Source organism: Streptomyces sp. NBC_00299 (assembly GCF_036173045.1).
GTDB classification, from domain to species: domain Bacteria; phylum Actinomycetota; class Actinomycetes; order Streptomycetales; family Streptomycetaceae; genus Streptomyces; species Streptomyces machairae.
In genome coordinates, this window is sequence record NZ_CP108039.1 from 3484896 (window position 1) to 3509167 (window position 24272).

Annotated in this window: 24 protein-coding genes; 13 read left to right on the forward strand and 11 right to left on the reverse strand. The window is 71.0% G+C overall.

Features of this window, described 5'->3' with window-relative positions:
• Positions 1-4: 4 nt before the first annotated feature.
• On the reverse strand, positions 5-1078 hold the full coding sequence (locus tag OHT51_RS15145; RefSeq protein WP_328879462.1) for an alpha/beta fold hydrolase: 1074 nt from the start codon (positions 1076-1078) through the stop codon (positions 5-7).
• Positions 1079-1353: 275 nt separating this feature from the next.
• On the opposite strand from OHT51_RS15145, the gene OHT51_RS15150 reads away from it, so the two are divergent.
• From OHT51_RS15150 to OHT51_RS15165, 4 genes are all read left to right on the forward strand, one after another.
• Positions 1354-1578 (forward strand): hypothetical protein, encoded by a 225-nt coding sequence (locus tag OHT51_RS15150; RefSeq protein ID WP_328879463.1) that lies wholly within the window; start codon positions 1354-1356, stop codon positions 1576-1578.
• A gap of 240 nt (positions 1579-1818) precedes the next feature.
• A complete protein-coding gene (locus OHT51_RS15155; protein ID WP_328879464.1) occupies positions 1819-2460 on the forward strand; it encodes a TetR/AcrR family transcriptional regulator in 642 nt (213 codons plus the stop codon).
• Between the two features lie 146 nt (positions 2461-2606).
• Positions 2607-2834, forward strand: a complete 228-nt coding sequence (locus OHT51_RS15160) for a DUF3107 domain-containing protein (RefSeq protein ID WP_003998121.1) — start codon at positions 2607-2609, stop codon at positions 2832-2834.
• A 185-nt stretch (positions 2835-3019) separates the two neighbouring features.
• Entirely contained in the window at positions 3020-3289 is a 270-nt protein-coding gene (locus OHT51_RS15165) for a hypothetical protein (RefSeq protein ID WP_328879465.1), read from the forward strand.
• 167 nt (positions 3290-3456) lie between these two features.
• On the opposite strand, the gene OHT51_RS15170 is transcribed toward OHT51_RS15165, so the two are convergent.
• Entirely contained in the window at positions 3457-4239 is a 783-nt protein-coding gene (locus OHT51_RS15170; protein ID WP_328423728.1) for a ferritin-like fold-containing protein, read from the reverse strand.
• A 472-nt stretch (positions 4240-4711) separates the two neighbouring features.
• Between OHT51_RS15170 and OHT51_RS15175 the strand changes: the two genes are divergently transcribed.
• Both OHT51_RS15175 and OHT51_RS15180 read left to right on the forward strand, forming a co-directional pair.
• Entirely contained in the window at positions 4712-7243 is a 2532-nt protein-coding gene (locus OHT51_RS15175; RefSeq protein WP_328884327.1) for a DEAD/DEAH box helicase, read from the forward strand.
• A gap of 66 nt (positions 7244-7309) precedes the next feature.
• On the forward strand, positions 7310-8239 hold the full coding sequence (locus OHT51_RS15180; protein WP_443052483.1) for an alpha/beta fold hydrolase: 930 nt from the start codon (positions 7310-7312) through the stop codon (positions 8237-8239).
• Positions 8240-8303: 64 nt separating this feature from the next.
• On the opposite strand, the gene OHT51_RS15185 is transcribed toward OHT51_RS15180, so the two are convergent.
• Positions 8304-9197 carry an NYN domain-containing protein gene (locus OHT51_RS15185; RefSeq protein ID WP_328879467.1) on the reverse strand — a complete coding sequence of 298 codons (894 nt, stop codon included), beginning with the start codon at positions 9195-9197 and terminating at the stop codon, positions 8304-8306.
• A gap of 217 nt (positions 9198-9414) precedes the next feature.
• Between OHT51_RS15185 and OHT51_RS15190 the strand changes: the two genes are divergently transcribed.
• Complete coding sequence (locus tag OHT51_RS15190) at positions 9415-9567, forward strand: hypothetical protein (protein WP_328879468.1); 153 nt, start codon at positions 9415-9417, stop codon at positions 9565-9567.
• A 101-nt stretch (positions 9568-9668) separates the two neighbouring features.
• Here the strand turns inward: OHT51_RS15190 and OHT51_RS15195 are convergent, their stop codons facing one another.
• From OHT51_RS15195 to OHT51_RS15205, 3 genes are all read right to left on the reverse strand, one after another.
• A complete protein-coding gene (locus tag OHT51_RS15195) occupies positions 9669-10274 on the reverse strand; it encodes a MarC family protein (RefSeq protein ID WP_328879469.1) in 606 nt (201 codons plus the stop codon).
• Between the two features lie 112 nt (positions 10275-10386).
• Positions 10387-11244, reverse strand: a complete 858-nt coding sequence (locus tag OHT51_RS15200; protein ID WP_328879470.1) for a PHP domain-containing protein — start codon at positions 11242-11244, stop codon at positions 10387-10389.
• Between the two features lie 230 nt (positions 11245-11474).
• Positions 11475-12116, reverse strand: coding sequence for a DUF6758 family protein (locus tag OHT51_RS15205; RefSeq protein WP_328879471.1), 642 nt, complete (start codon positions 12114-12116; stop codon positions 11475-11477).
• Between the two features lie 159 nt (positions 12117-12275).
• Between OHT51_RS15205 and OHT51_RS15210 the strand changes: the two genes are divergently transcribed.
• Positions 12276-13502: an MFS transporter gene (locus OHT51_RS15210; RefSeq protein ID WP_328879472.1), complete on the forward strand. Its 1227-nt coding sequence runs from the start codon at positions 12276-12278 to the stop codon at positions 13500-13502.
• Positions 13503-13542: 40 nt separating this feature from the next.
• Here OHT51_RS15210 and OHT51_RS15215 read toward each other — a convergent pair whose 3' ends face one another.
• On the reverse strand, positions 13543-14127 hold the full coding sequence (locus tag OHT51_RS15215; RefSeq protein WP_328879473.1) for a suppressor of fused domain protein: 585 nt from the start codon (positions 14125-14127) through the stop codon (positions 13543-13545).
• 508 nt (positions 14128-14635) lie between these two features.
• Here OHT51_RS15215 and OHT51_RS15220 point away from each other — a divergent pair.
• Together OHT51_RS15220 and OHT51_RS15225 are read left to right on the forward strand one after the other, a co-directional pair.
• Complete coding sequence (locus OHT51_RS15220) at positions 14636-15751, forward strand: magnesium and cobalt transport protein CorA (protein WP_328879474.1); 1116 nt, start codon at positions 14636-14638, stop codon at positions 15749-15751.
• Positions 15752-15811: 60 nt separating this feature from the next.
• Complete coding sequence (locus OHT51_RS15225; RefSeq protein ID WP_328879475.1) at positions 15812-16324, forward strand: hypothetical protein; 513 nt, start codon at positions 15812-15814, stop codon at positions 16322-16324.
• Between the two features lie 36 nt (positions 16325-16360).
• Here the strand turns inward: OHT51_RS15225 and OHT51_RS15230 are convergent, their stop codons facing one another.
• Positions 16361-17104 (reverse strand): hypothetical protein, encoded by a 744-nt coding sequence (locus OHT51_RS15230; protein WP_328879476.1) that lies wholly within the window; start codon positions 17102-17104, stop codon positions 16361-16363.
• A 210-nt stretch (positions 17105-17314) separates the two neighbouring features.
• On the opposite strand from OHT51_RS15230, the gene OHT51_RS15235 reads away from it, so the two are divergent.
• The 3 genes from OHT51_RS15235 to OHT51_RS15245 are packed head-to-tail and all read left to right on the forward strand — an operon-like array spanning position 17315 to position 20387.
• A complete protein-coding gene (locus OHT51_RS15235; protein ID WP_328879477.1) occupies positions 17315-18610 on the forward strand; it encodes a magnesium transporter MgtE N-terminal domain-containing protein in 1296 nt (431 codons plus the stop codon).
• Positions 18600-19211 carry a DUF1003 domain-containing protein gene (locus OHT51_RS15240; RefSeq protein ID WP_328879478.1) on the forward strand — a complete coding sequence of 204 codons (612 nt, stop codon included), beginning with the start codon at positions 18600-18602 and terminating at the stop codon, positions 19209-19211. The genes OHT51_RS15235 and OHT51_RS15240 overlap by 11 nt, the downstream gene beginning before the upstream one ends.
• Positions 19212-19253: 42 nt before the next feature.
• Entirely contained in the window at positions 19254-20387 is a 1134-nt protein-coding gene (locus tag OHT51_RS15245; RefSeq protein ID WP_328879479.1) for an Mrp/NBP35 family ATP-binding protein, read from the forward strand.
• 79 nt (positions 20388-20466) lie between these two features.
• Here OHT51_RS15245 and OHT51_RS15250 read toward each other — a convergent pair whose 3' ends face one another.
• The 3 genes from OHT51_RS15250 to OHT51_RS15260 all read right to left on the reverse strand — a co-directional run bounded on the left by OHT51_RS15250 (position 20467) and on the right by OHT51_RS15260 (position 23910).
• Positions 20467-21210 (reverse strand): hypothetical protein, encoded by a 744-nt coding sequence (locus OHT51_RS15250; protein ID WP_328879480.1) that lies wholly within the window; start codon positions 21208-21210, stop codon positions 20467-20469.
• Between the two features lie 153 nt (positions 21211-21363).
• Entirely contained in the window at positions 21364-21804 is a 441-nt protein-coding gene (locus tag OHT51_RS15255) for a sec-independent translocase (RefSeq protein ID WP_328879481.1), read from the reverse strand.
• 183 nt (positions 21805-21987) lie between these two features.
• Positions 21988-23910 carry a trypsin-like peptidase domain-containing protein gene (locus OHT51_RS15260; RefSeq protein ID WP_443052708.1) on the reverse strand — a complete coding sequence of 641 codons (1923 nt, stop codon included), beginning with the start codon at positions 23908-23910 and terminating at the stop codon, positions 21988-21990.
• Positions 23911-24272: the final 362 nt, after the last annotated feature.

A 24272-nucleotide genomic window follows, 5' to 3' on the forward strand; every position in this document is an offset into this window, starting at 1 on the left:
CGCCTCAGCTCCCCGAGATCTCGGTCATGGCGCCCTCGCCGCTCGCAGCGGCCCCGGCTCCACCCGCACTCCGTCCCGCGGCCCCGGCACCCCCAGCGGCCTCCGACTCTGCCGTCTCCGCTGTCTCCGCTGTCTCCGCAAGGAGTTCACCGAACGCGCGGGCGACCACCTCCGGGTACTCCATCATCGCCACGTGCCCGGCATCCGGCAGGCTCAGCAGGCGGGAGTCGCGGAAGGCGCGCGCAGCCTTGCTGCGCATGCGGTAGCCGACGAGCTGGTCCCGGCCGCCGTAGATGAGCAGCGTCGGAGCCAGTACCCGCTCGGCCTGGCGCCACAGCGCGTGCTGGCCGCCCAGCGTGTAGGCGTTGACCAGCCCGCGCGCGGAACGCGTCATCGCGTCCCAGAAGTAGGGCAGTTGAAGCCGCCGGTTCATCTCCTGGACGGCATTGCTGAAGCCTTCCGGCGTCACCCGCTCGGGGTCGCCGTAGCAGAGGTGCATCACGCCACGGACCCGCTGCTCCGCCGTCCACTGCTTGGTGAGCCGGGTGAACAGCGAGGTCACTCCGGGCACGGAGAGCAGCGCGGTGGGCACGGCGCTGCGCTGGACACGGAGCTCCGGCAGGGCGGGCGACACGAGCGTGAGCGTACGGACCAGGTCCGGGCGTACGGCGGCGACGCGCGTGGTGACCGCGCCGCCGAGCGAGTTGCCGAAGAGGTGTACGGGGCCACGGCCGGAGGCGTCGAGATAGCGAATCACCGCGCGTGCGTGCGCGGTGATCGAGTAGTCGCCGTCGTCCGGCGGTGGCGAGTCGCCGAAGCCCGGCAGGTCGACGGCCTCACAGTCGACCTCGCCCTCCAGCAGTTCCATCAGCGCCGACCAGTTCTGCGAGGAACCGCCGAGTCCGTGCACGTACAGCGCGGGCGGCAGCCCCTCGCGCGCGGGCGGCCTCGACCGCACCGTCAGCGTGATCCCGGGCAGCCCGACCGACCGCAGCCGCTCCCCCTCGGCGACCCTGACGGTCGCCACCTTGGGGAGCACATTGGCGGCCGGCGCTGACGGGAGCTCGGTCGAAGACATGCGGCAATGTTACGAGACGATCACGCAGTGGTTCATGTGTTCGCCGTCACAAGTCGACACGTACATGGCAGTTTCCCGGCCGGGAAACCCGCCAGACGCATCCCGCTCACGGAAGCCACCCGGAGCGCGCCCGAATTGCCCGCAGATCCCCCGCAGATCGCATAGCGTCCGGAACCTGTGTCTCCTAGGCTCGTACGCAGGGCACCCGGAAGTGGACCCCTGCTTCACCCAGGGACGTTGTGCCCCACGGGGACGTTCTAGAAAGGGAGCCCGCCATGGCCGTCGATCCCACCGACCCCGAGACCTTCGTGGACGACGACACCGAGCAGGACGAGGAGTACGACGTCGAGGCCCCCGCCGCCGACGCGGCCGAGCAGCACGCCGATCTCCGGCGCGACCGCGACGACCGGCTGACCGACGCCGACCAGGACCGGGCCAACGAGGCCGATCTCATCGAGCAGGCGCGCGTCGTCTCCATCGACGAGGACGACTATCGCTGACGCCGGCCATCGGCTGCACGAACGAAGGTGAATGAAGGTACAGGTGGGCACGGAAGAGAGTGCCGTTGAACAGCAAAGAGACCATTTGCTGCCCGTTCCGGCCGGGTTTCAAACCTTCTGCACGGCTTTCGTCACCGTCCGGTCCGTGAAATTCTGCGTTCTCACCGCGCACACCAGGGTTACCGAAAAGTACGATGGCGGCGCGGCGCACACCGCATGTGGACGACATTGGGAGGCGGCGTGACAGCCATCGAGCAGACAGAGGCGGCACGCCCGCGGGGCACTCGCCTGCCGCGCCGTGCCCGACGGAACCAGCTGCTGGGCGCCGCCCAGGAAGTGTTCGTCGCGCAGGGCTACCACGCTGCAGCGATGGACGACATCGCCGAGCGCGCCGGCGTCAGCAAGCCGGTGCTCTACCAGCACTTCCCGGGCAAGCTCGATCTGTACCTCGCGCTGCTGGACCAGCACTGTGAGTCCCTGATCCAGTCCGTACGGCACGCGCTCGCGTCGACGACCGACAACAAGCAGCGTGTACGGGCGACGATGGACGCGTACTTCGCGTACGTCGAGGACGACGGCGGCGCGTTCCGCCTGGTCTTCGAGTCGGACCTGACCAACGAGCCGGCCGTGCGCGAGCGCGTCGACAAGGTCACGAACGAGTGCGCCGAGGCGATCTGCGAGGTCATCGCCGAGGACACCGGCCTCTCCCGCGCGGAGTCGATGCTGCTCGCCTCCGGCCTCGGCGGTCTGGCCCAGGTCGTGGCCCGCTCCTGGCTGCACAGCGACCGCAGCGTGCCGCGCGACCAGGCGGTGCAGCTGCTGACGTCCCTGGCCTGGCGTGGCATCGCCGGCTTCCCGCTGCACGGCACCGAGCACCACTGAGCGTGCGCGTGTCGGGCGTTTGTTCCCGCCCCCTGTTCGCTCCTGGCGTTCTTGGGCGGAGCGTGCAGGTCCCCTCACCGGGCTAATGTGTGCTGGGTACGGCGCGCAAGGTCGCGCACTTCACTGACCGTCGGAGGGACATAGCCGTGGAGGTCAAGATCGGCGTGCAGCACGCGCCCCGCGAGATCGTTCTGGAGAGCGGTCAGAGTGCCGAGGAGGTCGAGCGGGCGGTGTCCGAGGCGCTGGCCGGAAAGTCACAGCTGCTGACCCTCGTGGACGAGCACGGCCGCAAGGTCCTGGTCCCGGCAGAGCGTCTTGCGTACGTGGAGCTCGGCGAGCCGGCCCCGCGCAAGGTGGGCTTCGGCGCGCTGTAAGCGGGAAGGCGCCGACAGAGCAGGCGTGACGGGAGGGGCCCGGCGACCACGGTCGCCGGGCCCCTCCCGTCTCTCCACATTCGGAGCACAGTTCGATCACACAGGAGGATTGCATTCCGCAGGTCAGGGGTATGACGGGCTACGACCGGGTTCGAGCAGGTCGGCCATGTGGGAGGGACCCCAGCATGCTCTTGGAAGCGCTCAGCGCCGCGATCCTAGGCCTGGCCCTGGCGTGGGCTGCCACCCGCCGCCTGCCGCACCGTCTGCCGACGAGTTCCCTGGTCCTGCCGACGGGCGTCGCCGGCGCCCTCTTCGGCGCGTTCATCACGCACACCGCGCTGGACTTCGGCAATCTCTTCGTGATCCTCATCGGCGCGGCAGTCGTCTCCGCCGCCTCTCTCTCCCTGCTGGTACGCCCCGCGGGAAGACTGAGCCGGCACTCGGCGACCGCGTAGATTCCGAGGACGACCGGCCGCCGGCTCCCTGACGCCGTCCGAAGGCCGACGTTCACTTCCCGGCGCCGATGGGCGGTATCCAGCCCGTCCGGCGCCCCAGGACGAGGCCCGTCCAGGGCCGAAGCGGGGGTCTGGGGGCCGCAGGCCCCCAGAAAGCAGGGCGGTGCCTAAGCCGCCAGCCCCAGCGCAGCCATCCGCTTGGTGTGCGCCTCGGTGATCCGCGAGAACATCTTCCCGACCTCGGCGAGATCGAACCCGTCCGCGACCCCGCCCACGAGCATCGTGGACAGCGCATCCCGGTCGGCAACGACCCGCTGGGACTGCGACAGCGCCTCCCCCATCAAGCGCCGCGCCCACAGCGCGAGCCGCCCACCCACACGCGGGTCGGCGTCGATGGCAGCCCGCACCTTCTCCACGGCGAACGACGCGTGCCCGGTGTCGTCGAGCACGGCCAGCACCAGCCCCCGCGAGTCCGAGTCGAGCCGCGCGGCGACCTCCCGGTAGAAGTCACTGGCGATCGAGTCACCGACGTACGCCTTGACCAGCCCCTCCAGCCAGTCCGAGGGCGCCGTCTGCTTGTGGAAGCCGTCCAGAGCGGCGACGAACGGCTCCATCGCCTGCGTGGGCTCGGCGCCGATCTCGGTGAGCCGGTCCCGCAGCTTCTCGTAGTGGTGGAACTCGGCCGACGCCATCTTCGCCAGCTCCGCCTTGTCCCCCAGCGTCGGCGCCAGCTTGGCGTCCTCCGCCAGCCGCTCGAACGCCGCCAGCTCCCCGTAGGCCAGCGCGCCGAGCAGGTCCACGACGGCGGCCCGGTACTGCGGATCGGCGGAGGCCTGCGCCCAGTCCTGGGCGGCCACCCCGGTGTGTGCGACGGTGCCGCCGGTCTCGACGGCGGAGTCAGCGGTGTCGGAGGCGTCGGGCGTGTTGTCAGGCGTCGTCATGAAGCGCACAATAGCCCGCTCTCCACGTCACGGAAGTCCCTGGTCAATCAGTGTGACGCCGACTACGTGACCAATTCGGCCATCGCATGTGCGCGATTCCGGGGTATGGTGGTAATGCGCCCGCTGAGTACCCTGATGTATTCGACGGGCCGCACGTTATGAGGATGCCCGGTCGGTGGCCCGATCGGCTCCGACCCGACAGCCCTCCCTGGCCGTACGGCACAGATGCGTACGACGACCGGAGGGACACCCTCAGCGGTACGAGCGCTAGAGCGTCGGCAGTGGTCCCGTGTCCTACGGCCCGACCGTATGGCAGCCGACGTCCCCGGCACGGTCCGTCAAGACCCCCGCGCTCGCCTCGCACCGCGTACACAGAAGAGGCAGCACCCTGACTACGACTTTCCGAGAGCTCGGAATCCTTCCCGAGACCGCCGAGGCCCTTGAGGCCGTCGGCATCATCAACCCCTTCCCCATCCAGGAGATGACCCTCCCCGTCGCCCTTTCCGGCACGGACGTCATCGGCCAGGCCAAGACCGGTACCGGCAAGACGCTGGGCTTCGGTCTCCCGCTCCTGGAGCGCGTCACCGTCCCGGCCGACGTCGAGGCCGGCCGCGCCGAGCCCGAGGCCCTCACCGACGCCCCGCAGGCGCTCGTCGTCGTCCCCACCCGCGAGCTGTGCACGCAGGTCACCAACGACCTGCTGACCGCGGGCAAGGTTCGCAACGTACGCGTCCTCGCCATCTACGGCGGCCGCGCCTACGAGCCCCAGGTCGAGGCCCTGAAGAAGGGCGTCGACGTCATCGTCGGCACCCCGGGCCGACTGCTGGACCTCGCGGGCCAGAAGAAGCTCAACCTCAAGCACATCAAGGCGCTCGTCCTCGACGAGGCCGACGAGATGCTCGACCTGGGCTTCCTGCCCGACGTCGAGAAGATCATCAACATGCTGCCGGCCCGCCGCCAGACCATGCTGTTCTCGGCGACCATGCCGGGCGCGGTCATCGGCCTCGCGCGCCGCTACATGTCGCAGCCCACCCACATCCGCGCCACCGCGCCGGACGACGCCGGCGCCACCGTCGCGAACACCTCGCAGCACGTGTACCGCGCGCACAACATGGACAAGCCCGAGATGGTCGCGCGCATACTGCAGGCCGACGGCCGGGGACTGGCCATGGTCTTCTGCCGTACGAAGCGCACCGCGGCCGACCTCGCCGACCAGCTCAAGCAGCGCGGCTTCGCGGCCGGCGCGGTCCACGGCGACCTCGGCCAGGGCGCCCGTGAGCAGGCCCTGCGCGCCTTCCGCAACGGCAAGGTGGACGTCCTCGTCTGCACCGACGTCGCCGCTCGCGGTATCGACGTCGAGGGCGTGACGCACGTCATCAACTACCAGTCGCCGGAAGAGGAGAAGACGTACCTGCACCGCATCGGCCGCACCGGCCGCGCGGGCGCCAAGGGCATCGCGATCACCCTCGTCGACTGGGACGACATCCCGCGCTGGCAGCTGATCAACAAGGCGCTGGAGCTGAAGTTCAACGACCCGCCGGAGACGTACTCCACGTCCCCGCACCTCTTCGAGGAACTGAGCATCCCCGCGGGCACCAAGGGCGTCCTGCCCCGCTCGGAGCGCACGCGCGCCGGGCTGGAGGCGGAGGCGCTGGAGGACCTCGGCGAGACCGGCGGACGCGGTGCGCGCGGCCGCGGCGGCCGAGGCGGCCGGGACGAGTCCCGCTCGTCCTCGCCGGACCGTGAGCGCGCGGCGCGCACACCGCGTCGCCGCCGCCGTACGCGCGGCGGAGCCACGCTGGACGAGACGTCGGCGCCCGCCGTCGGTTCCGGGGCTCCGGAGGAGACCGCCGGGGCCACCACGGCGGAGTCCGTCACCGAGCCCCGCACCCCGCGCCGCCGTCGCCGCACCCGCAACGGCGCTTCGACGGAGCAGGCCGTGACGGCCACGTCCTCGGCCCCCGAGCCCGCGGACGCCGCGGAGGCGGCCGTCACGACGGCGGAGGGTCCGTCCCTGGGCACCGCCGAGGAGACCCCGGCGAAGCCGCGCCGCCGCCGGACCCGCAAGTCGGCGGAGCCGCAGGCGACTTCGGCTCAGGCCGTGACGACGCCGGAGCCGGCGGCCACGCAGGCCGTGCAGGCGTCCGAGCCTGCTGCGGCTCCTGCGGCCGACCAGGTCGCGGTGGCCGACGAGGCCCCCGCCACCAAGCCGCGCCGCCGCACCCGCAAGGCGACGACGGCGGAGACCGCCGTGGACACGGCCGAGGGCACCGTCGAAGCCGCGCCTCAGGCCCCGGAGGCGACGGAGACCAAGCCGCGCCGCCGGACCCGTAAGGCAACGGCTGCGGCCGAAGCCTCCGTCGACACGGCCGAGGCCACCGAGGCCAAGCCGAAGGCGCGTCGGACCCGCAAGACCGCTGCGTCGGCCGCCCCGGCCGCCGAGATCCCGGCCCAGACCGCCCAGGAGCCGGAGGCCGCCGACGCCAAGCCGCGCCGTACGCGCAAGACGGCCGCCGCGGCCGAGGCCGCCGTCGACACGGCGGAGGCCGTCGAGGCCAAGCCCAAGGCACGCCGTACGCGCAAGGCCACCGCCACCGCCGAGGCCGCCGTTGACACGGCCGAGGGCACGGAGGCGAAGCCGCGCCGTACGCGCAAGGCTGCCGCGACCGTCACCGAGCCGGAAGCCACCGAGGCCAAGCCCCGTCGGACCCGCAAGGCAGCGGTCGCCGCGGAAGCCGCCGTCGACACGGCGGAGGCCGTCGAGGCCAAGCCCAAGGCACGCCGTACCCGCAAGACTGCGGCGTCCGCCGCCACGGCCGCCGAGATCCCGGCCCAGGCCACGCAGGAGCCGACGGCCACTGCGGAGCCGAAGGCCACCGAGGCGCCCGCGCCGCGTCGCCGTACCCGCAAGGCGGCGGCGACCGTGGAGGCCGCCGACAGCGCGGCCGAGGCCAAGCCCAAGGTGCGCCGTGCCCGTAAGGCCACGGCCGCCACGGAGCCCGCGGAGAGCTGATCTCCCGTACGACGGCCCGGTCCCGCATGGCGCGGGGCCGGGCCGTCGGCTTTCCCGGACCGACCCATGGGGGTCCTGCGGCCCACCCGCTACCCTCCCCCCGTGACCACCCAACCCGCCTTCACGCCGCCCCCGAACGTCCGCGCCTACCCCCTCCACACCTCCCGCGGCACCTTCGCCGTCGTCGACTCCCCCGCCGCTCCCGGCGTCGAGGTCCGAGGTGTCGCCCTGCTGCTTCCCGGGTTCACGGGCAGCAAGGAGGACTTCACGCTGATGCACGAGCCACTCGCGGCGCGCGGCTACCGTACGATCGCCGTCGACGGGCGGGGACAGCACGAGTCGGACGGTCCGGAGCGCGACGAAGCGCCGTACGCGCGAGGCGAGTTGGCCCTGGACGTCCTCGCCCAGGTGGCAGCCCTCGGCACTCTGGACGCCCCGCTCCACCTCTTCGGTCACTCCCTCGGCGGCCAGATCGCCCGCGCGGCCGTCCTCCTCGACCACGCCCCGTTCAGCTCGCTCACCCTCATGGCGTCGGGCCCCGCCCAGATCTCCGACTCCCAGCAGCAGCGCGTGAAGCTGCTTCGGGACGCGCTCGCGGTGATGACCATGGCCGAGACCTGGGAGGCGATCCTCGCGATGGGGCCGCCCGAGGAGGTCGGCGGGCCGGCGCGCGGCATCGGCGGCCCGGACCTGCTGCGCCGCCGTTGGCTCGGCACGAAGCCCGCTCAACTCCTCGCCACGGGGCGCCAGTTGACCACGGAGCCGGACCGCGTCGACGAACTCGCGGCCCTCCCGCTCCCGTTCCACGTCCTGTCGGGCGCGAGCGACGACACCTGGCCGGTCCCGCTGCTCGACGACATGGCCGCGCGGCTGAACGCCCGCCGCACCGTCATCCCCGGCGCCGAGCACTCGCCCAACGCCGACCAGCCGCTGCGCACCTCCGAGGCCGTCGCCGACTTCTGGGACACCGTCGACGGGACCGACAGCGAGGTCTAGTACCGCGCCCGGCCCAGAAGTGCGCCGGGCCTAGTACTGCGCCCGGCCTCGTACTGCGCCCGGCCTAGTACTGCGCCTGCAGGTGCTCCCAGAAGCCGTCCCGCAGCGCCCGCCGCAGATCCGCCTGACCGCGCAGGGAGTACTGCAGCAGCCCCTCGGCCTCCACCAGCAGGTCCTGGTCGACGGACCCGGGCAGATACGGATGCCCCGGCAGCAGCTCCACGAGTGACTCCCGCCCCCGCGCCGCGAGCCACTTCGCCGCGATCTGGGCGCCGACGAACCGGACGTCCTCCCGCGTCGGCCGGGCCCCCGCGGCCTCGTACGCCGCGGCCGTGCGCCGGGAGACGTAGGGCTTGAAGAAGTCGAGGTCGAGGGTGCGCTGGCTGTCGACCTCCCAGAGCAGGGGCTCGGCCTGATTGCGTCCTTCCGGCGCCTCGATGCCCCACAGGTGCACCCGCGCCCCGTACCCCTGCGCGGCCTCGACCGCCGACACCAGGTCCTCGTCACCGCCGAGCAGGGCCGCGTCGCTGATGGCGCGGTGCCTGGCCAGGGACTCCAGGTCGGTCCTGATCAGCGAGTCGACGCCCTTCTGCTGGTTGTTGGCGTTGAGGTTTCCCAGGCGGACCTTCACGTCGGGGAGCTCGGCGATCGACTGCTGTTCCGCCGTATGGATGCGGCGCCTGGCGCCGTCGTACCAGTAGACCCGCAGCAGCCTGCTGTCCGCGAAGATCGTGCGCGCCCGGTCGATGAGCGCCTCGATCAGCCCCTCGGCGTCCAGGTCGTAGGCCCTGCGGTCCTCCGTCCCGGCGACCAGCCGTCCCGCGGCCGCGTAGAGATAGCCCGCGTCGACGAAGATCGCATGGGTCGAGGGCGTCTTCGCCACCTCGGCGAGCATGCGTTGCAGCAGCTCGTTGGTGTGGTCGATGCGGGCGCCTAGCGCCGCGAGGTCGTCGTTCATCGCCATCATTGTCCCGGCGGTCACGCTGCGAACACAACCGGTCCCGGTCAGTCCCGCCTTGATCTCCGGACGATCCTTTACCGGTCAGTAGTTAGACGTTCGAAAAATTTCTTTAGCGTAGGGAATGTTTGTAACACGAAGCACGTTGCATACGTGTGTAACCAAGTAGTTCTCCTCAGTTCTCCTCAGGAGGATGACCAGACGAAGGGAGAAGCCCTTGCGCTTCGAAATCATGCGACTCGACGAGTTCGACGGTACGCCCGTGGACAGCACCGTCGTGGACGCCGCCTCCGTCAACCGGATCGTTCAGCAGGCTGCCGCCACCGGACAGCGGCTGTGGATCCGACCGGCCGAAGCCACGGCCTCGTAACAGACGCGGATCACCGCAGCAGCTTCGAAGCCCCCGCATGGCACTGACGCCGTGCGGGGGCTTCGCGCTTTCGGGGAGGCTTCGAGGGGCGCTCCGGGGGCTCAGGCGCCCTGGATCACCTGGGTGACGCCGTTGATGATCTGCTGCACCGCGATCGCCGACAGCATCATGCCCGCGAGCCGCGTCACGAGGACCACGCCGCCGTCCTTGATGACCCGGATGATCAGCAGCGAGTACCGCATCACCAGCCACAGCACGACGTGGATGGCGAGGATTGCCGCCCACACCGACACCTGCATGGCGGCGCTGTCGGCCTTCTGCACGGCGAGGATGACCGAGACGATGGCACCCGGCCCGGCGAGCAGCGGCATGCCCAGGGGGACGAGGGCGACGTTCACGTCCTTGGTCTGCTTGGGCTCGTCCGTCTTGCCGGTGAGCAGGTCGAGCGCGATCAGCAGGAGCAGCAGCCCGCCCGCGATCATCAGCGCGGGGACGGAGACGTGCAGGTAGTTGAGGATCTGGTGGCCGAGAAGCCCGAAGACCGTGATCACACCGCCCGCCACGCAGACGGCCTGGAAGGCCATCCGCTTCTGCACCTTGGCCGGCCGGCCGGCGGTGAGCGCGAGGAAGATCGGGGTGATCCCGGGGGGATCCATGATGACGAAGAGGGTCAGGAAGAGGGAGCCGAAGACGGCGAGGTCGAACATGCGTGAGCCTTGCGAAGGGGCCTACCGCTGTGGACAGTCGTTCCGCAGGGCGGAACGGGTGGGCACAGCCTGCAGCGCCGGGTGAAGAGAAACGGAACTGTGGGTGAGAAGCTCAGACCCCGCCGGTCCCCGGCACGGGAAACGCCCCGGTGGCCCGCCGCGTGATCTCGCCGTACACCTCGGGGTCCGTCGTGTACTCGCCGAGCACGCACGTCTTGCGGCTGCCGTGGTAGTCGCTGGACCCGGTCGTCAGCAGCCCGAGCTCCTTGGCGAGCCCGCGCAGCCGCGCACGCGTGTCGGGGTCGTGGTCCATGTGGTCGACCTCGATGCCGTCGAGCCCGGCCGCGGCCAGGTCCGCGATCGAGGACTCCGGGACCGTACGGCCCCGCTTGCTCGCGGCGGGGTGCGCGAAGACGGCGACGCCGCCCGCGGCCTTGATCAGCCGGATCGCCTCGAACGGGTCGGTCTCGTGCTTCTCCACGAAGGCCCGGCCGCCGTCGGCCAGCCAGTCCTCGGTGAAGGCGTCGCCGACGGTCGGTACGACTCCGAGCTCGACCAGCGCGGAGGCGACGTGCGGCCGCCCGACCGAGCCCTCACCGGCGATCCGCAGCACCTGCTCCCAGGTGACGGGCACGCCGAGCGCGTTGAGCTTGGCGACCATGCCCTGGGCCCGGGGCACCCGGTCGTCGCGCACCAGCTCGCGCTCGGCGAGCAGCGCGGACTCCTCGGGGTCGAAAAGGTAGGCCAGCATGTGCATGCTGATCCCGTCGATACGGCAGGACAGCTCGGCGCCGGTGACGAGGGTGAGCCCCTCCGGCAGCGCGGCGATGGCCTCGGCATATCCGCGGGTGGTGTCGTGGTCGGTGAGCGCTACGACGTCCAGTCCGGCCGCGGCGGCGCCCAGCACCAGCTCAGCGGGGGTGTCGGTGCCGTCGGAAGCGGTGGAGTGGGTGTGCAGATCGATGCGCACGACGCGAACTCCAGTCACTGACGGCACGGAAGGGGACGCTCAAGGATAACCAGGTTTTCAACGACCCTTGTCACACCCTCACAGCCTGAGCGCCCCCTACGGGCAACGCCCTGAAGGGGCGCGGGGAACTGCGCGATCAACCACGAACCACCCGCAGCCGCAGCCGCCGCCGCAAACCATCCTCGGCCACCCGAGCTCATGGGCGCGCCACGGCTCGACTCAGCGGAGCGCTACGGCTCGAGCAGGCGCGGCGACAACGCCCCGCAAGGCACCAGTTCCACCTCGGCCCCGGCATCCCGTAGATCCGTCAGCACCAGCTCGTCGTACATGAGCAACCCCGACTGCTCGGGCCACACGACGGCCCACAGCCACATCCCGAGGGCCTCGCCGGCGAAGACGGCACGGTCGTCGGGGGCGCCGGAGACGTGCCACAGCGGGGTCGGGCGGCCGGCGGCGAGGACCTTGGCCTGGGACGGCTTCTCGACGTTGATGTACGGCCCCGGGTCCGGGCCGTCGATGCCCGCGTAGCGCGCACCGAGACCGACGCCCAGTTCCTCTGCGACCAGGATCAGTTCACCCATGCCGCCGAGCGGACCCGGTCCGGAGCAGGCCACGGCGGTCGCGCGGCCGCCACTGCGGTCGTCGCCCGCGCTGGCGACGCCGGTGAACAGCCAGCCGATCGGCAGCGGCCACGGCATCCACACCGGCACATGGGTGCGATGCACGACCACGCCGAGGGCATCGACGCTGGGCGGGATCACGGGCTGCACCGGGTGCACGGTGCCGTGCACATCGCACTGCCAGGTGTCGGCGAAGAGTCCGGGAGCCCTGACCCGGCCACCACACTTCGGGCAACTGGGTTCGCCCCTCATAGGCCCCCACGGTCCTACCCCTTCTGCGCCACGTCAAGGACGATCACCCGTCCGGGCGGAACCGGTACGGACCGAATATAGATGTAGTTTGCATTAATTAGCCTAGCTAACATACTCTGTGCATCGGCCACCTACCTCAGTTCCGGATTGGAGAACGCAATGGACCCCTTCGACGCGGGAGCGGGCAGCATCCTGCGGCAGCCGAGGGCCGTGTGGGCGACCGCCGGCGCATCCGTCGTGGCCTTCATGGGCATCGGGCTCGTCGACCCGATCCTGCCGTCCATCGCCGGCGGGCTGCACGCGACGGCCGGCCAGGTCTCCCTGCTCTTCACCTCGTACTTCCTCATCACCGCCGTGGCGATGCTGGTCACCGGATACGTCTCCAGCCGCATCGGCGGACGCAAGACCCTACTGCTCGGCCTCGCGTTCGTGATCGTCTTCGCCGGGCTCGCGGGCACGTCCGGATCGGTCGGCGAGCTGGTCGGATTCCGGGCGGGCTGGGGGCTCGGCAACGCGCTCTTCGTCTCCACGGCCCTCGCCGTCATCGTCGGCGCGGCAGCCGGCGGCAGCGCGGCGGCGATCCTGCTCTACGAGTCCGCCCTCGGCCTCGGCATGGCGTGCGGGCCGCTGCTGGGCGCGCTGCTCGGGGACGCCAGCTGGCGCTACCCGTTCTTCGGTACGGCCGCGCTGATGGCGGTGGGCTTCCTGTGCATCGCGGCGTTCCTGAAGGAGCAGCCGAAGCCGGCCCGCAAGACCTCACTGCTGGACCCGATCAGGGCCCTCGGCCACGGCGGCCTCGCCTCTGCGGCGGTCTCGGCGTTCTTCTACAACTACACGTTCTTCACCGTGCTGGCCTTCACACCGTTCGTGCTGAACATGAGCCCCTACCGGTCGGGCGCGGTGTTCTTCGCCTGGGGTCTGCTGCTCGCCGTGTTCTCGGTGATCGTGGCGCCGCGCCTGCAGAAGCGGTTCGGCTCACTGAAGGTCCTCGGCGGCTCACTGGTGCTGCTGGCCGTGGACGTGCTCGTCCTCGGCTACGGCGACCACACCACCGCCGTCGTCTGCACGATCCTGTCCGGCGCGTTCATCGGCGTGAACAACACCGTCTACACGGAGCTGGCTCTCGGCGTCTCCGACGCGCCTCGCCCCGTGGCGAGCGCGGGCTACAACTTCGTGCGGTGGTTCGCGGCGGCTGCCGCGCCCTACTTCGCGCCCAGGATCGAGGAGTGGACCGGCAGCCTCCGCGTCCCGTTCGTGGTGGCGGCCGTCACAGCCGTACTGGGCTCGCTCGTGGTCGTCGTACGGCGGAAGTCACTGGCGCACGAAGCCGAGGAGCTGGCGCCGGCGCACGCCACCGAGGACAGCGTGACCGTGTTCGCCAACTGACGCTTTTCGGCCACCGGTTGGTGAGGTTGCTCACGCGGCTTCAGTCCAGCGGGACGGACGTTCGGGCGGGATCCCGGAGGTCCGTCCCGTTCGTCAGCCAGCGCTCCTGAAGGGCCTGCGCGCCGTGCACGCGCTTCCACGCGGCCTCGTTCGGGGTCATCGGGAGCAGCGGCAGGAAGTGCACGGGGTCGGCCGGCTCATCGAGTTCGAGGTCCTCGACCAGGCCGCCGGGCTCGGCCACCAGGACCGAGGTGAACGGGGCTTTGGGCCACAGCGGTTCACCGACGTCCAGCGAGGCACCCGGGGCCACGATCACACCCTCCACCTGCGGGGACGCGGCGAGCACGGCCAGCGGGCGGAGCACCTTGTCGGTGTCGGCGAGACCGGAGCGGACCGAGAGCACCAGTTCGGCGCGGGGGCCCTTGACCGGGTCGGCGACCATCGCGGTGGGGTCGTTCATGGGGTGCGCGGACATGCCGAGTGTGGCGTAGCGCACGAGGTCACCCTCCTGGAAACGGAGCACCTCCATGCGGTCCGTACCGAGAAAGGTGACCGCCGCGCGTGCGTCCGGTTCGCCCAGCGCGGAGCGCAACCGGGCCTCGACCAGAGGGAGAACATCAGCCATGCGCCGAGCATAGAACTCGTCAGTACCGGGCAAAGGAGCGCCTTGACACTTCAGTCGGCTGATACTCTTGCCCGGTGTTCGGGACAGCATGCAGAAGCTTCGCGATCAAGTCCTGACACCGAATAGAGACTCCCCTACGGGGAACCCCGAACGGGGTATGGATCGTCCCTCACGAGGGACCGGCCGGAGGAGGTGGGGCTGTCATGGATCGAAGTCGACCGTGCAGTACCACTCGCTCTTCCCGCCGCTGATGTAGCTGATTCGGCTGTTCCGCCTCCGGCTGACCGCCGCCTTTCACGCTCGCGTCCTCACACGGAAGAGCACTTCGTTTCGCTTTGCCTGATCTGTCTGATCTGAATCAGCAACGAAGCCCATCACCGCGACGGTGCGGTGCTCCCCGCTTTGTGGACGTGCCAAACATCCTGAAGTCAGGACGTCCCCATTCCGGGCAGTTCCAACCGTGCCGCGGTTCTCCACGCTTCGTTGCCCGTTGCGAAGGAGCTTGCTCATGTCGATGATCCGCGACCTGCGTGCCGTGGTCCGCCCGTCCCGCGTCTCGCTGCGCAAGGACAGTGGCGCGTACGACACCACCCGCGACCCTGCGACACCCTCCGCCGTCGTCGACTGCGCCGTCTACCGCAACGGCGCCCGCGTCGAGACCCCGCAGCCGCTGACCCCGCACGAAGCGATGCGCCGGGTGCGGCGGGACGGAGGGTTCGTGTGGATCGGGCTGCACGAGCCGACCGAGGCCGAATTCGCCGGAATCGCCAGTGAGTTCGGGCTGCACCCGCTGGCCGTCGAGGACGCCGTGCAGGCGCACCAGCGGCCCAAGCTGGAGCGCTACGACGACTCCCTGTTCACCGTCTTCAAGACCATCCACTACGTCGAGCACGACGAACTCACCGCGAACAGCGAGGTCGTCGAGACCGGCGAGGTCATGTGCTTCACCGGCCGGGACTTCTTCATCACCGTCCGGCACGGCGGGCAGGGCTCGCTGCGGGCGCTGCGGCACCGGCTGCAGGACGACCCCGAGCTGCTCGCCAAGGGCCCGTCGGCCGTGCTGCACGCGATCGCCGACCATGTCGTCGACGGGTACATCGCCGTCGCCGACGCCGTGCAGGACGACATCGACGAGGTGGAGACCGAGGTCTTCTCGCCCGGGCGCAAGGGCTCCCCGCGCGGCACGGACGCGGGGCGGATCTACCAACTCAAGCGCGAGGTCCTCGAGTTCAAGCGCGCGGTGTCGCCGCTGCTGCGGCCCATGCAGCTGCTGAGCGAGCGGCCGATGCGGCTGATCGACCCGGACATCCAGAAGTACTTCCGGGACGTCGCCGACCACGTCGCGCGCGTGCACGAGCAGGTCATCGGCTTCGACGAGCTCCTCAACTCGATCCTCCAGGCCAACCTCGCGCAGGCGTCCGTGGCGCAGAACGAGGACATGCGGAAGATCACGTCGTGGGCCGCGATCATCGCCGTACCCACGATGGTGTGCGGGGTGTACGGCATGAACTTCGACTACATGCCGGAGACGCACTGGAAGTACGGCTACCCCGTGATCATGAGCGTCACGGTGGCCATCTGCCTGGGCATCCACCGCACGCTGAAGCGGAACGGCTGGCTCTGAGACTGGCCGGCCCGTCCGGCGGCTCCGCCGGGGCCGCAGGCGGCTGGATAGGCTTGGGCCATGACAAGCGAGCTGCTCGACCAGGCCCTCGTCGAGGAGGCCACGAAGAAGTCCGGCCTCGTCTGGGTCAGCGGACCCGGCGTCCCGGCCCGGGCGCTGTGGCACGCGTGGCACGAGGGTGCGGCGTGTGTCGTCGGCGACGGACCTGGCGAGCAGCCGCTGCCGGGGCTGGCCGACGGGGCCACGGCCGAGGTGACGGTCCGCAGCAAGGACAAGGGCGGCCGGCTGGTCTCCTGGTCGGCAAAGGTCGTGGAACTGGCGCCGGGCTCCGAGCAGTGGGAGGCGACGGTCGCCGAGCTGAAGGGCAAGCGCCTCAACGCACCCGACGGCGAGGCCATGCCGTCCCGCTGGGCCCGCGAGTGCCGGGTACTGCGCCTGGAGCCGACGGGCACCACCGCCCCGCTGCCGGACGGCTCCCTGGCCGAGGCGCCCCTGCCCTCCCCGGCGACGACACGTGAGCCGATCCCCGCGGGGCTGCCGCGGCTGCTGCTGAAGAAGAAGCGGCGCCGCTAGCCGGTCGGAGCGCGGGCCGGTCACCTCACCGGCCAGTCACGACGTCGGCAGCTGCTTGCCGTAGTCCACCGTCTCGTCCTTGGCCGGCTTCTCCAGCGGGAAGTCCTTGCCCCAGGCCGAGAAGGTCAACGTGCCCCCGCCACCCGCGCGGGTGAGGCGGAGCGGGTACGGGGTCCCCTCCAGGGAGACGTCCAGGGTGCCGCCGGCGCCCTTGTCGCCGGTGATGCGGATGGTGCGGGTGCCCTCCTGCTCGTGGTGCCCGTCGGCGGCGAGCGCGCCGTGAAGCGTCAACAGGCCGTCGAGCAGGACACCCTTGTCCGTGAATCCGCTGAACTTCTTGTACGACGGATCGCCCTCAGGCACCCTCACGTACTTGCCGTTCAGCTTGTCCGCCGCCGCGTCGGTCTTCGCGCCGTCCGCATCGCTCCAGAACCCGGCGTCGGCCTTCAGATACAGCTGCTCACCGATCCGCAGCAGCTGAAAGGTGGCCCCCTGCGCGGTGACCGACCCCGTCCCGCCGTCGGCCTTCAGCTGCATGTCGAGCTTGTAGGTGCGCCCGCTGGTGACCACGCTCCCGGAGAGGCGGACCGCCTCGGCGGAGTCGGCGGCCGTACGGGTCTTGCGCTGGATCTCGGCGGCCGGCAGCTTGCCGACCCCGTTGGTGCCCTCGTCCGGGTCCTCACTACTGCATCCCGTCAGTCCGGCTCCCGACACGACCAGCGCGCACACGGCGCTCAGCATCGCGGCCCGGCGAATACGACCCTGGGGAATCGCAGGCACAGGTGGGGCTGCCTTTCTGTTGTGGGACCCGAGCGGCGTACCGCAGCGTACCGGGGTGTCAGGGCCCGAGCGGAGCCAGTCCGTCCGGACTGCTCACCAGGGCGTATCGGATCCGGACGGGCTAGCCTGAAGCCCACCCGAGCGGGCAATTCGGGTAAGCGGCACAGTCCACGAACGGCAAGCGCAACAGCAGGCAAAGGAGCCTCAGCAATGGCAGCCGGCGCTCCCCGGATCTTCGTCTCGCACCTCGCCGACGTCGCCGCGTTCGACCCGAACGGCGACCACGTGGGCCGGGTCCGCGATCTGGTCGTCATGCTGCGGGTCGGCCGGCGCCCGCCACGCGTGCTCGGCCTGGTCGTCGAACTCTCCACCCGGCGCCGCATCTTCCTGCCCATGACCCGCGTCACCAGCATCGAGTCCGGCCAGGTCATCACCACAGGCGTGCTCAACGTCCGACGCTTCGAGCAGCGTCCCACCGAGCGCCTCGTCTTCGGCGAGCTGCTCGACCGGCGCGTCACCCTCGTCGAGACCGGCGAGGAGGTCACCGTCCTCGATCTGTCGGTCGGGCAGCTGCCGGCCCGCCGCGACTGGGAGATCGACAAGGTGTTCGTCCGCAAGGGCGGCCGCAGCGGTGCCTTCCGGCGGGCCAGGGGCGAGTCGCTGACCGTCGAGTGGTCCGCCGTCACCGGCTTCACCCTGGAGGAGAAGGGACAGGGCGCCGAGAGCCTCCTGGCCACCTTCGAGCAGCTGCGCCCCGCCGACCTCGCCAACGTCCTGCACCACCTCTCCCCCAAGCGCCGTGCCGAGGTCGCCGCGGCCCTCGACGACGACCGCCTTGCCGACGTCCTCGAAGAGCTCCCCGAGGACGACCAGATCGAGATCCTCGGCAAGCTGAAGGAGGAACGTGCCGCCGACGTCCTGGAGGCCATGGACCCGGACGACGCGGCCGACCTGCTCGGTGAGCTCCCGGAGGACGACCAGGAGCGGCTGCTGAGCCTGATGCAGCCCGCGGACGCGGCGGACATGCGCCGACTGATGGCGTACGAGGAGCACACGGCCGGCGGTCTGATGACGACCGAGCCGGTCATCCTGCGCCCCGACGCCACCGTCGCCGACGCCCTGGCCCGGGTCCGCAACCCCGACCTGTCCCCCGCCCTGGCCGCCCAGGTCTACGTCTGCCGACCGCCCGACGAGACCCCGACCGGCAAGTACCTCGGCACGGTCCACTTCCAGCGGCTGCTGCGCGACCCGCCGTACACGCTGGTCAGCTCGATGGTCGACGAGGCTCTGGAGGCCCTGGACCCGGACGCGGAGCTGCCGGTCGTCGCCGGGTTCTTCGCGACGTACGACATGGTCGCGGCGCCCGTCGTCGACGAGTCCGGGTCGCTGCTGGGCGTGGTGACCGTGGACGACGTACTGGACCACATGCTGCCCGACGACTGGCGCGAGACGGAGTTCCACCTGGATGAGGGCGCGGGCGAGGGGGTGACGGCGCATGGCTCCTGAGCGCGAGGGCACGCGCGAGCGCGTCGTGTCGGGCGCCACCGCGACCACCAGGGCGCCCCGTACCCGCCTCGACCAACCCCGCCCGCCGCGCCGCCGGATCCTGCCCGAGTGGGATCCGGAGGCCTTCGGACGGCTGTCGGAGCGCGTCGCCCGCTTCATCGGCACCGGACGGTTCCTCGTCTGGATGACGATCGTGATCATCGTGTGGGTGCTGTGGAACATCGCCGCACCCGGCGATCTGCGCTTCGACGAGTACCCGTTCATCTTCCTGACGCTGGCCCTGTCCCTGCAGGCCTCCTACGCCGCCCCGCTGATCCTGCTCGCGCAGAACCGGCAGGACGACCGCGACCGGGTCAACCTGGAGCAGGACCGCAAGCAGAACGAGCGGTCGATCGCCGACACCGAGTACCTGACCCGCGAGATCGCCGCGCTGCGCATCGGCCTGGGCGAGGTGGCCACCCGCGACTGGATGCGCTCGGAATTGCAGGACCTTCTCAAGGACCTGGACGAGCGGGGCAACGGTCACCGGCACGGCGGTCACCGCGAGCACGGGGTATTCCCGGCAGATCGGTCTGCGGGACGTGACGTAGACGACCGCTGACGGGCTTACCGGGGCATGGCTACCGCGCCGTACCATCGTCCTATGGCTACGGAAGACGCGGTGCGCGAAGCGCTGGCGACGGTGAACGACCCCGAGATCAACCGCCCCATCACCGAACTGGGGATGGTCAAGTCGGTGGAGATCGGTGCGGACGGTGCGGTCGCGGTCACCGTGTACCTGACCGTCTCCGGCTGCCCGATGCGCGAGACGATCACCCAGCGCGTGACGGACGCCGTCTCCGCGGTCGAGGGGGTCACCCGCGTCGACGTCACGCTCGACGTCATGAGCGACGAGCAGCGCAAGGAGCTGGCGAACGCCCTGCGCGGCGGCACCGCCGAGCGCGAGGTCCCCTTCGCCAAGCCCGGCTCGCTGACCCGCGTGTACGCGGTCGCGTCCGGCAAGGGCGGCGTCGGCAAGTCGTCCGTGACGGTCAACCTGGCGGCGGCGATGGCGGCCGACGGCCTCAAGGTGGGCGTCGTCGACGCCGACATCTACGGCCACAGCGTGCCGCGCATGCTGGGCGCCGACGGGCGTCCGACCCAGGTCGAGAACATGATCATGCCGCCGTCGGCGAATGGCGTGAAGGTCATCTCCATCGGCATGTTCACGCCGGGCAACGCCCCGGTGGTCTGGCGCGGCCCGATGCTGCACCGCGCGCTCCAGCAGTTCCTGGCGGACGTGTACTGGGGCGACCTGGACGTCCTGCTGCTCGACCTGCCGCCGGGCACGGGCGACATCGCGATCTCGGTGGCCCAGCTGGTCCCGAACGCGGAGATCCTCGTCGTCACCACGCCTCAGCAGGCCGCCGCCGAGGTCGCCGAGCGGGCCGGCTCCATCGCCATCCAGACCCACCAGAAGATCGTCGGCGTGGTCGAGAACATGTCGGGCCTGCCCTGCCCGCACTGCGACGAGATGGTCGACGTCTTCGGCACGGGCGGCGGCCAGACGGTCGCCGAGGGCCTCACCCGCACGACGGGCACCAACGTCCCGGTCCTCGGCAGCATCCCCATCGACGTCCGCCTGCGCGAGGGCGGCGACGAGGGCAAACCGGTGGTCCTGACGGACCCGGACTCCCCGGCGGGCTCGGCGCTGCGCGCGATCGCGGGGAAGCTGGGAGGCCGCCAGCGGGGCCTTTCGGGCCTGTCCCTCGGGATCACCCCGAAGAACAAGTTCTGATTCCGGTACGCCGATGGGGGCGCCGTCTCACCGGACGGCGCCCCCATCGGCGTATCTGTGTCTCCGTGCGGGCCGGGGCCTAGGCGTACGCCGAGATGTCCTTGATCATGGCGAAGCCCAACCCGTACGCGCTCATGCCCCTGCCGTACGCCCCCACGTGCACGCCCTGCTGAGTCGACCCGGCCAGCACCCAGCCGAACTCGGACTCCCGGTAGTGGAAGGGCGTGGGCACCCCGTCCACCGGCAGGGACAGCGTCGACCAGTCCGAACCCTCCAGGTCGTCCGCGAGGGCCCACGCCGTCTCCGTCTGCTGCTCCAGCCAGTCGTCGCGCAGCGAGTGGTCCATCTGCCCCGGCCAGGTGAAGGACAGCAGCCCCACCCCGGCGAGCCATGCCGCCGAGGACACCGAAGTGGCCTCCAGCAGCCCCGTGCCGTCGGCGCTCCGCCGGGACGGATTCGCCGCGACGGTCACGACCACGGCGAACTTGTCCCGGTCCTCCGTCGCCTCGTTCCGTACGGAGGGCTCGTCGCCGTGCCCGATCGATCCGTGTTCCACGGACCCGTCGGCAGCCATGCCGACCTGCATCAGCCAGCGCGGCCCCGTGAAGGCCTCATCGAGGCCGTACCACGGGAAAGGCGCCAACAGGTAGCCGTCGACCGTGCGCCGGGCGGAGGGGACCTGCTGTCCGCCATCCGCGGCCGGTTCCTGCGCGACTGCCCGACTCGTCGTCTGACTCGTCGTCTCCATGTGCCCGGACGCCTCCTCGTTCTCGCCGGACCAGCCCGGCCCGCCCCCCTTCGGGCGTACTCGTCCGGTCCGCACAACAACTCGGCAGCATAGCCACACCGCTCCGAGCAGCAGTGAAAGCGCCCGGCGCGTGGGGCGCACAGAGGGCGGGTTCAGGCCGTGCACGACCCGGGCGGAGTATGAGAAGCGTCACGTACGAGCGGTGTCCCGCCCGCGTGTTCGTACCGGTCAGGTGGCGTCCGCGTCGTACGGCGGGCGCTCGTCGCGGGGGTTCTCGGGCTTCTTCGTCATGTCGATCGCGCCGCCGGCGGAACCCGGGGCGGAGGACGGCGAGGACGAGTCCGCGTCACGGCCGTGGACGGCGTCGGTGACCTCGGCCATTTCCTTCTTCAGGTCGAAGCCGTTGCGGATCTCCTTCAGCCCCAGCTCGTCGTTGTCCAGCTGCTTGCGGATGAACGTCTTGGGGTTGAGGTCCTCGAATTCGAAGTCCTTGAAATCCGGGCCCAGTTCCTGCCGGATGTCCTGCTTGGCGCTCTCCGAGAACTCGCGGATCTTGCGGATCGTCCGCGTGGCGTCCTGGATGAGCTTCGGGAGCTTGTCCGGACCGAAGACGAGCACGGCGAGGACGATGAGCGTCACCAGCTCGAGTGGTCCTATGTCATTGAACACCTGAAGCTCCTTGCGATGTCCTCGGTCGGCTCCACGGTACCCGGCCATCCGCTACGACCGGTACTGTCCCGAGGCCTCCGAATGCGTGTGGGCGTGCGGTTTTCCGGGTTGTTTGCCTTGTCAGGGCTCGTGTGGGTGGTGGCACGGGTCACGCTGAGAGGTTTCTGTGAGTCCGGGCCCCGCTCAGCCACCGCTCGAAGAGCCCAGCGTCAGCGAGATCGAGATCTCCTTTCCGCCCCGCTCCAAGGTCAGTTCCAGCCGGTCGCCGGGGCGGTGGGCGCGGGTCTTGACGATGAGCTCCTCGCCGGAGTGGACGCGCTGGCCGTTGACCTCGGTGATGACGTCGCCGGACTTGAGGCCGGCCTTGGCGCCGGGGCCGCCGCCGGTGACCGCGGGGCCGCCGTCGCTGCCCTTGGTGCCGACGCGGGCTCCGTCGCCGGTGTAGTCCATGTCGAGGGTGACCCCGATGACGGGGTGGGTCGCCCTGCCCGTGTTGATCAGCTCCTCGGCGACGCGCTTGGCCTGGTTGACCGGGATGGCGAAGCCGAGGCCGATGGAGCCTGCCTGGCCGCCGTCGAGGTCGGACCCGCTGTCGGCGGAACGGATCGCGGAGTTGATGCCGACGACGCGGCCCTGGGCGTCGAGGAGAGGGCCGCCGGAGTTGCCTGGGTTGATGGGCGCGTCGGTCTGCAGCGCGTCGACGTACGACACGTCGCTGCCGTCGCCGCTCTCGCCGCCGGCCGTGATCGGCCGCTCCTTGGCGCTGACGATGCCTGAGGTGACGGTGCCCGCCAGGTCGAACGGGGCGCCGATGGCCACGACGGGGTCGCCGACCTGGACGTTGTCGGAGTTGCCGAGCGGCAGGGGGTCGAGCCCGCTGACGCCGGTGACCTTGACGACGGCGAGGTCGTAGCCGCCGTCCCGTCCGACCACGGTGGCCTTCGCGGTGTCGCCGCTGTGGAAGGTCACGGATATCTCGCCGTCGTCACCCGCGGGTTCGACGACGTGGTTGTTGGTGAGGATGTGACCGCGGTCGTCGAGCACGAATCCGGTGCCGGTGCCCTGCTCCTCGCTGCCGCTCACATGGAGCGTCACGACACTCGGCAGGGCACGCGCGGCGATCCCGGCGACACTGTCCGGCGCCCGTCCGGCCGACTCACTGCCGGCCTGCGGCAGCTCCACGTCCCCCACACCCCCGTTGCGCTCCAGATACGCCCCTACGGCCCCACCGACCCCACCGGACACGAGCGCGAGCAACAGGGCACCGACGACGAGCGCCTTCCTCCCACGCTTGCGACTCGGCACGCCGGTGGCGAGCGCGGCGCCGTTCTGCTGGAGGGGGGCGGGGTGAGAGGTGGGGTGGTGGGTGCGGGACCAGGGGTCGTAGTTCTGCCAGGGGTTGGTGGGGGGCGGGGCGTCGGCCGCCGGGGTCGCCGGGGTGGGGGTGGCCCGGGTGGCTGTGCCGGGCGCCGGAGGTGCTGTCTGGGCGGGGATGTTGGGGGGCACCACCGTGGCGGTTGCACTGCGGGCCGGTTCCGGCGCGGGCGTGGGTTCGCCTACGGGCGGGGTCGGGGGTACCGGTGAGACGGGGGCCGTGTGGGCTGCGGCCTGGGTGCCGGTCGTCGGGGCGGGTGCACCGGGCGCGGCAGTCGGCACGCCGGGCGCCGGCGGGGGCGGGACGGGTACGGCAGTGCCCTGCGCCGGCGTCTTCACGCCCTGCGCCGACGGGGGCGGCATCGGTACCGCCGTCCCGTGCGCGGGCGTGGCCGCCGGGTGCTGGACCGGCGGAGCGGGGGCCCAGGGGCCGGGCTCGCCGTAGGGCGGGGTGCTGTAGGGGTCGGGATCGTGCAGGGGCTTGGGGCGCTCGGCGACGGGCGCGGCGGGAACGGCGGCGTCGTCGGCCGCGGGCACGGTAGGAAGAACGGCGTCGTCAGCCGCGGGCTCCGCGACCACGGCACCGTCGGCCACGGCGCCGGCCTGCTCGGCGACCTCCGTGGCCGGGGCCGTCACGTCTGCCTCCGGGACGGACGCGGGCGCTCCCGCGGGCCGCGCCAGCTCGAAGTCGCCCTCGCCCGAAGCCGCGTCGCCGTCGCTGTCCCCGTCCACGCCCGTGGCAGGTCGGGCCAGTACAAAGTCCGTCTCGGGTGCAGCCGCGTCACCACCACTGCCGCTCACCGCGGGCCGAAGCTCGAAGTCCCCCTCGATCGGGGCCCCGTCGCCGACTGCGCCCGCCTCGGGCCGCGCCAGCTCGAAGTCGCCCTCGGCCGCAGTCCCGCCACGATCGTCGCTCACCGCGGGCAGCGCCAGCTCGAAGTCCCCGTCGGTGTCAGCGCCGTGGCCCCGTGCACCGGCGTCTCCAGGAGACGCCCCCTCCGGCTCGGCCGAAGGCCCATGCGGTCGAGGTCGGTTCCACCACTTCGCCTTCGCGGGCTTCCCCTCGTTCATGCTCTGCTTCCTGCTCACTGCTG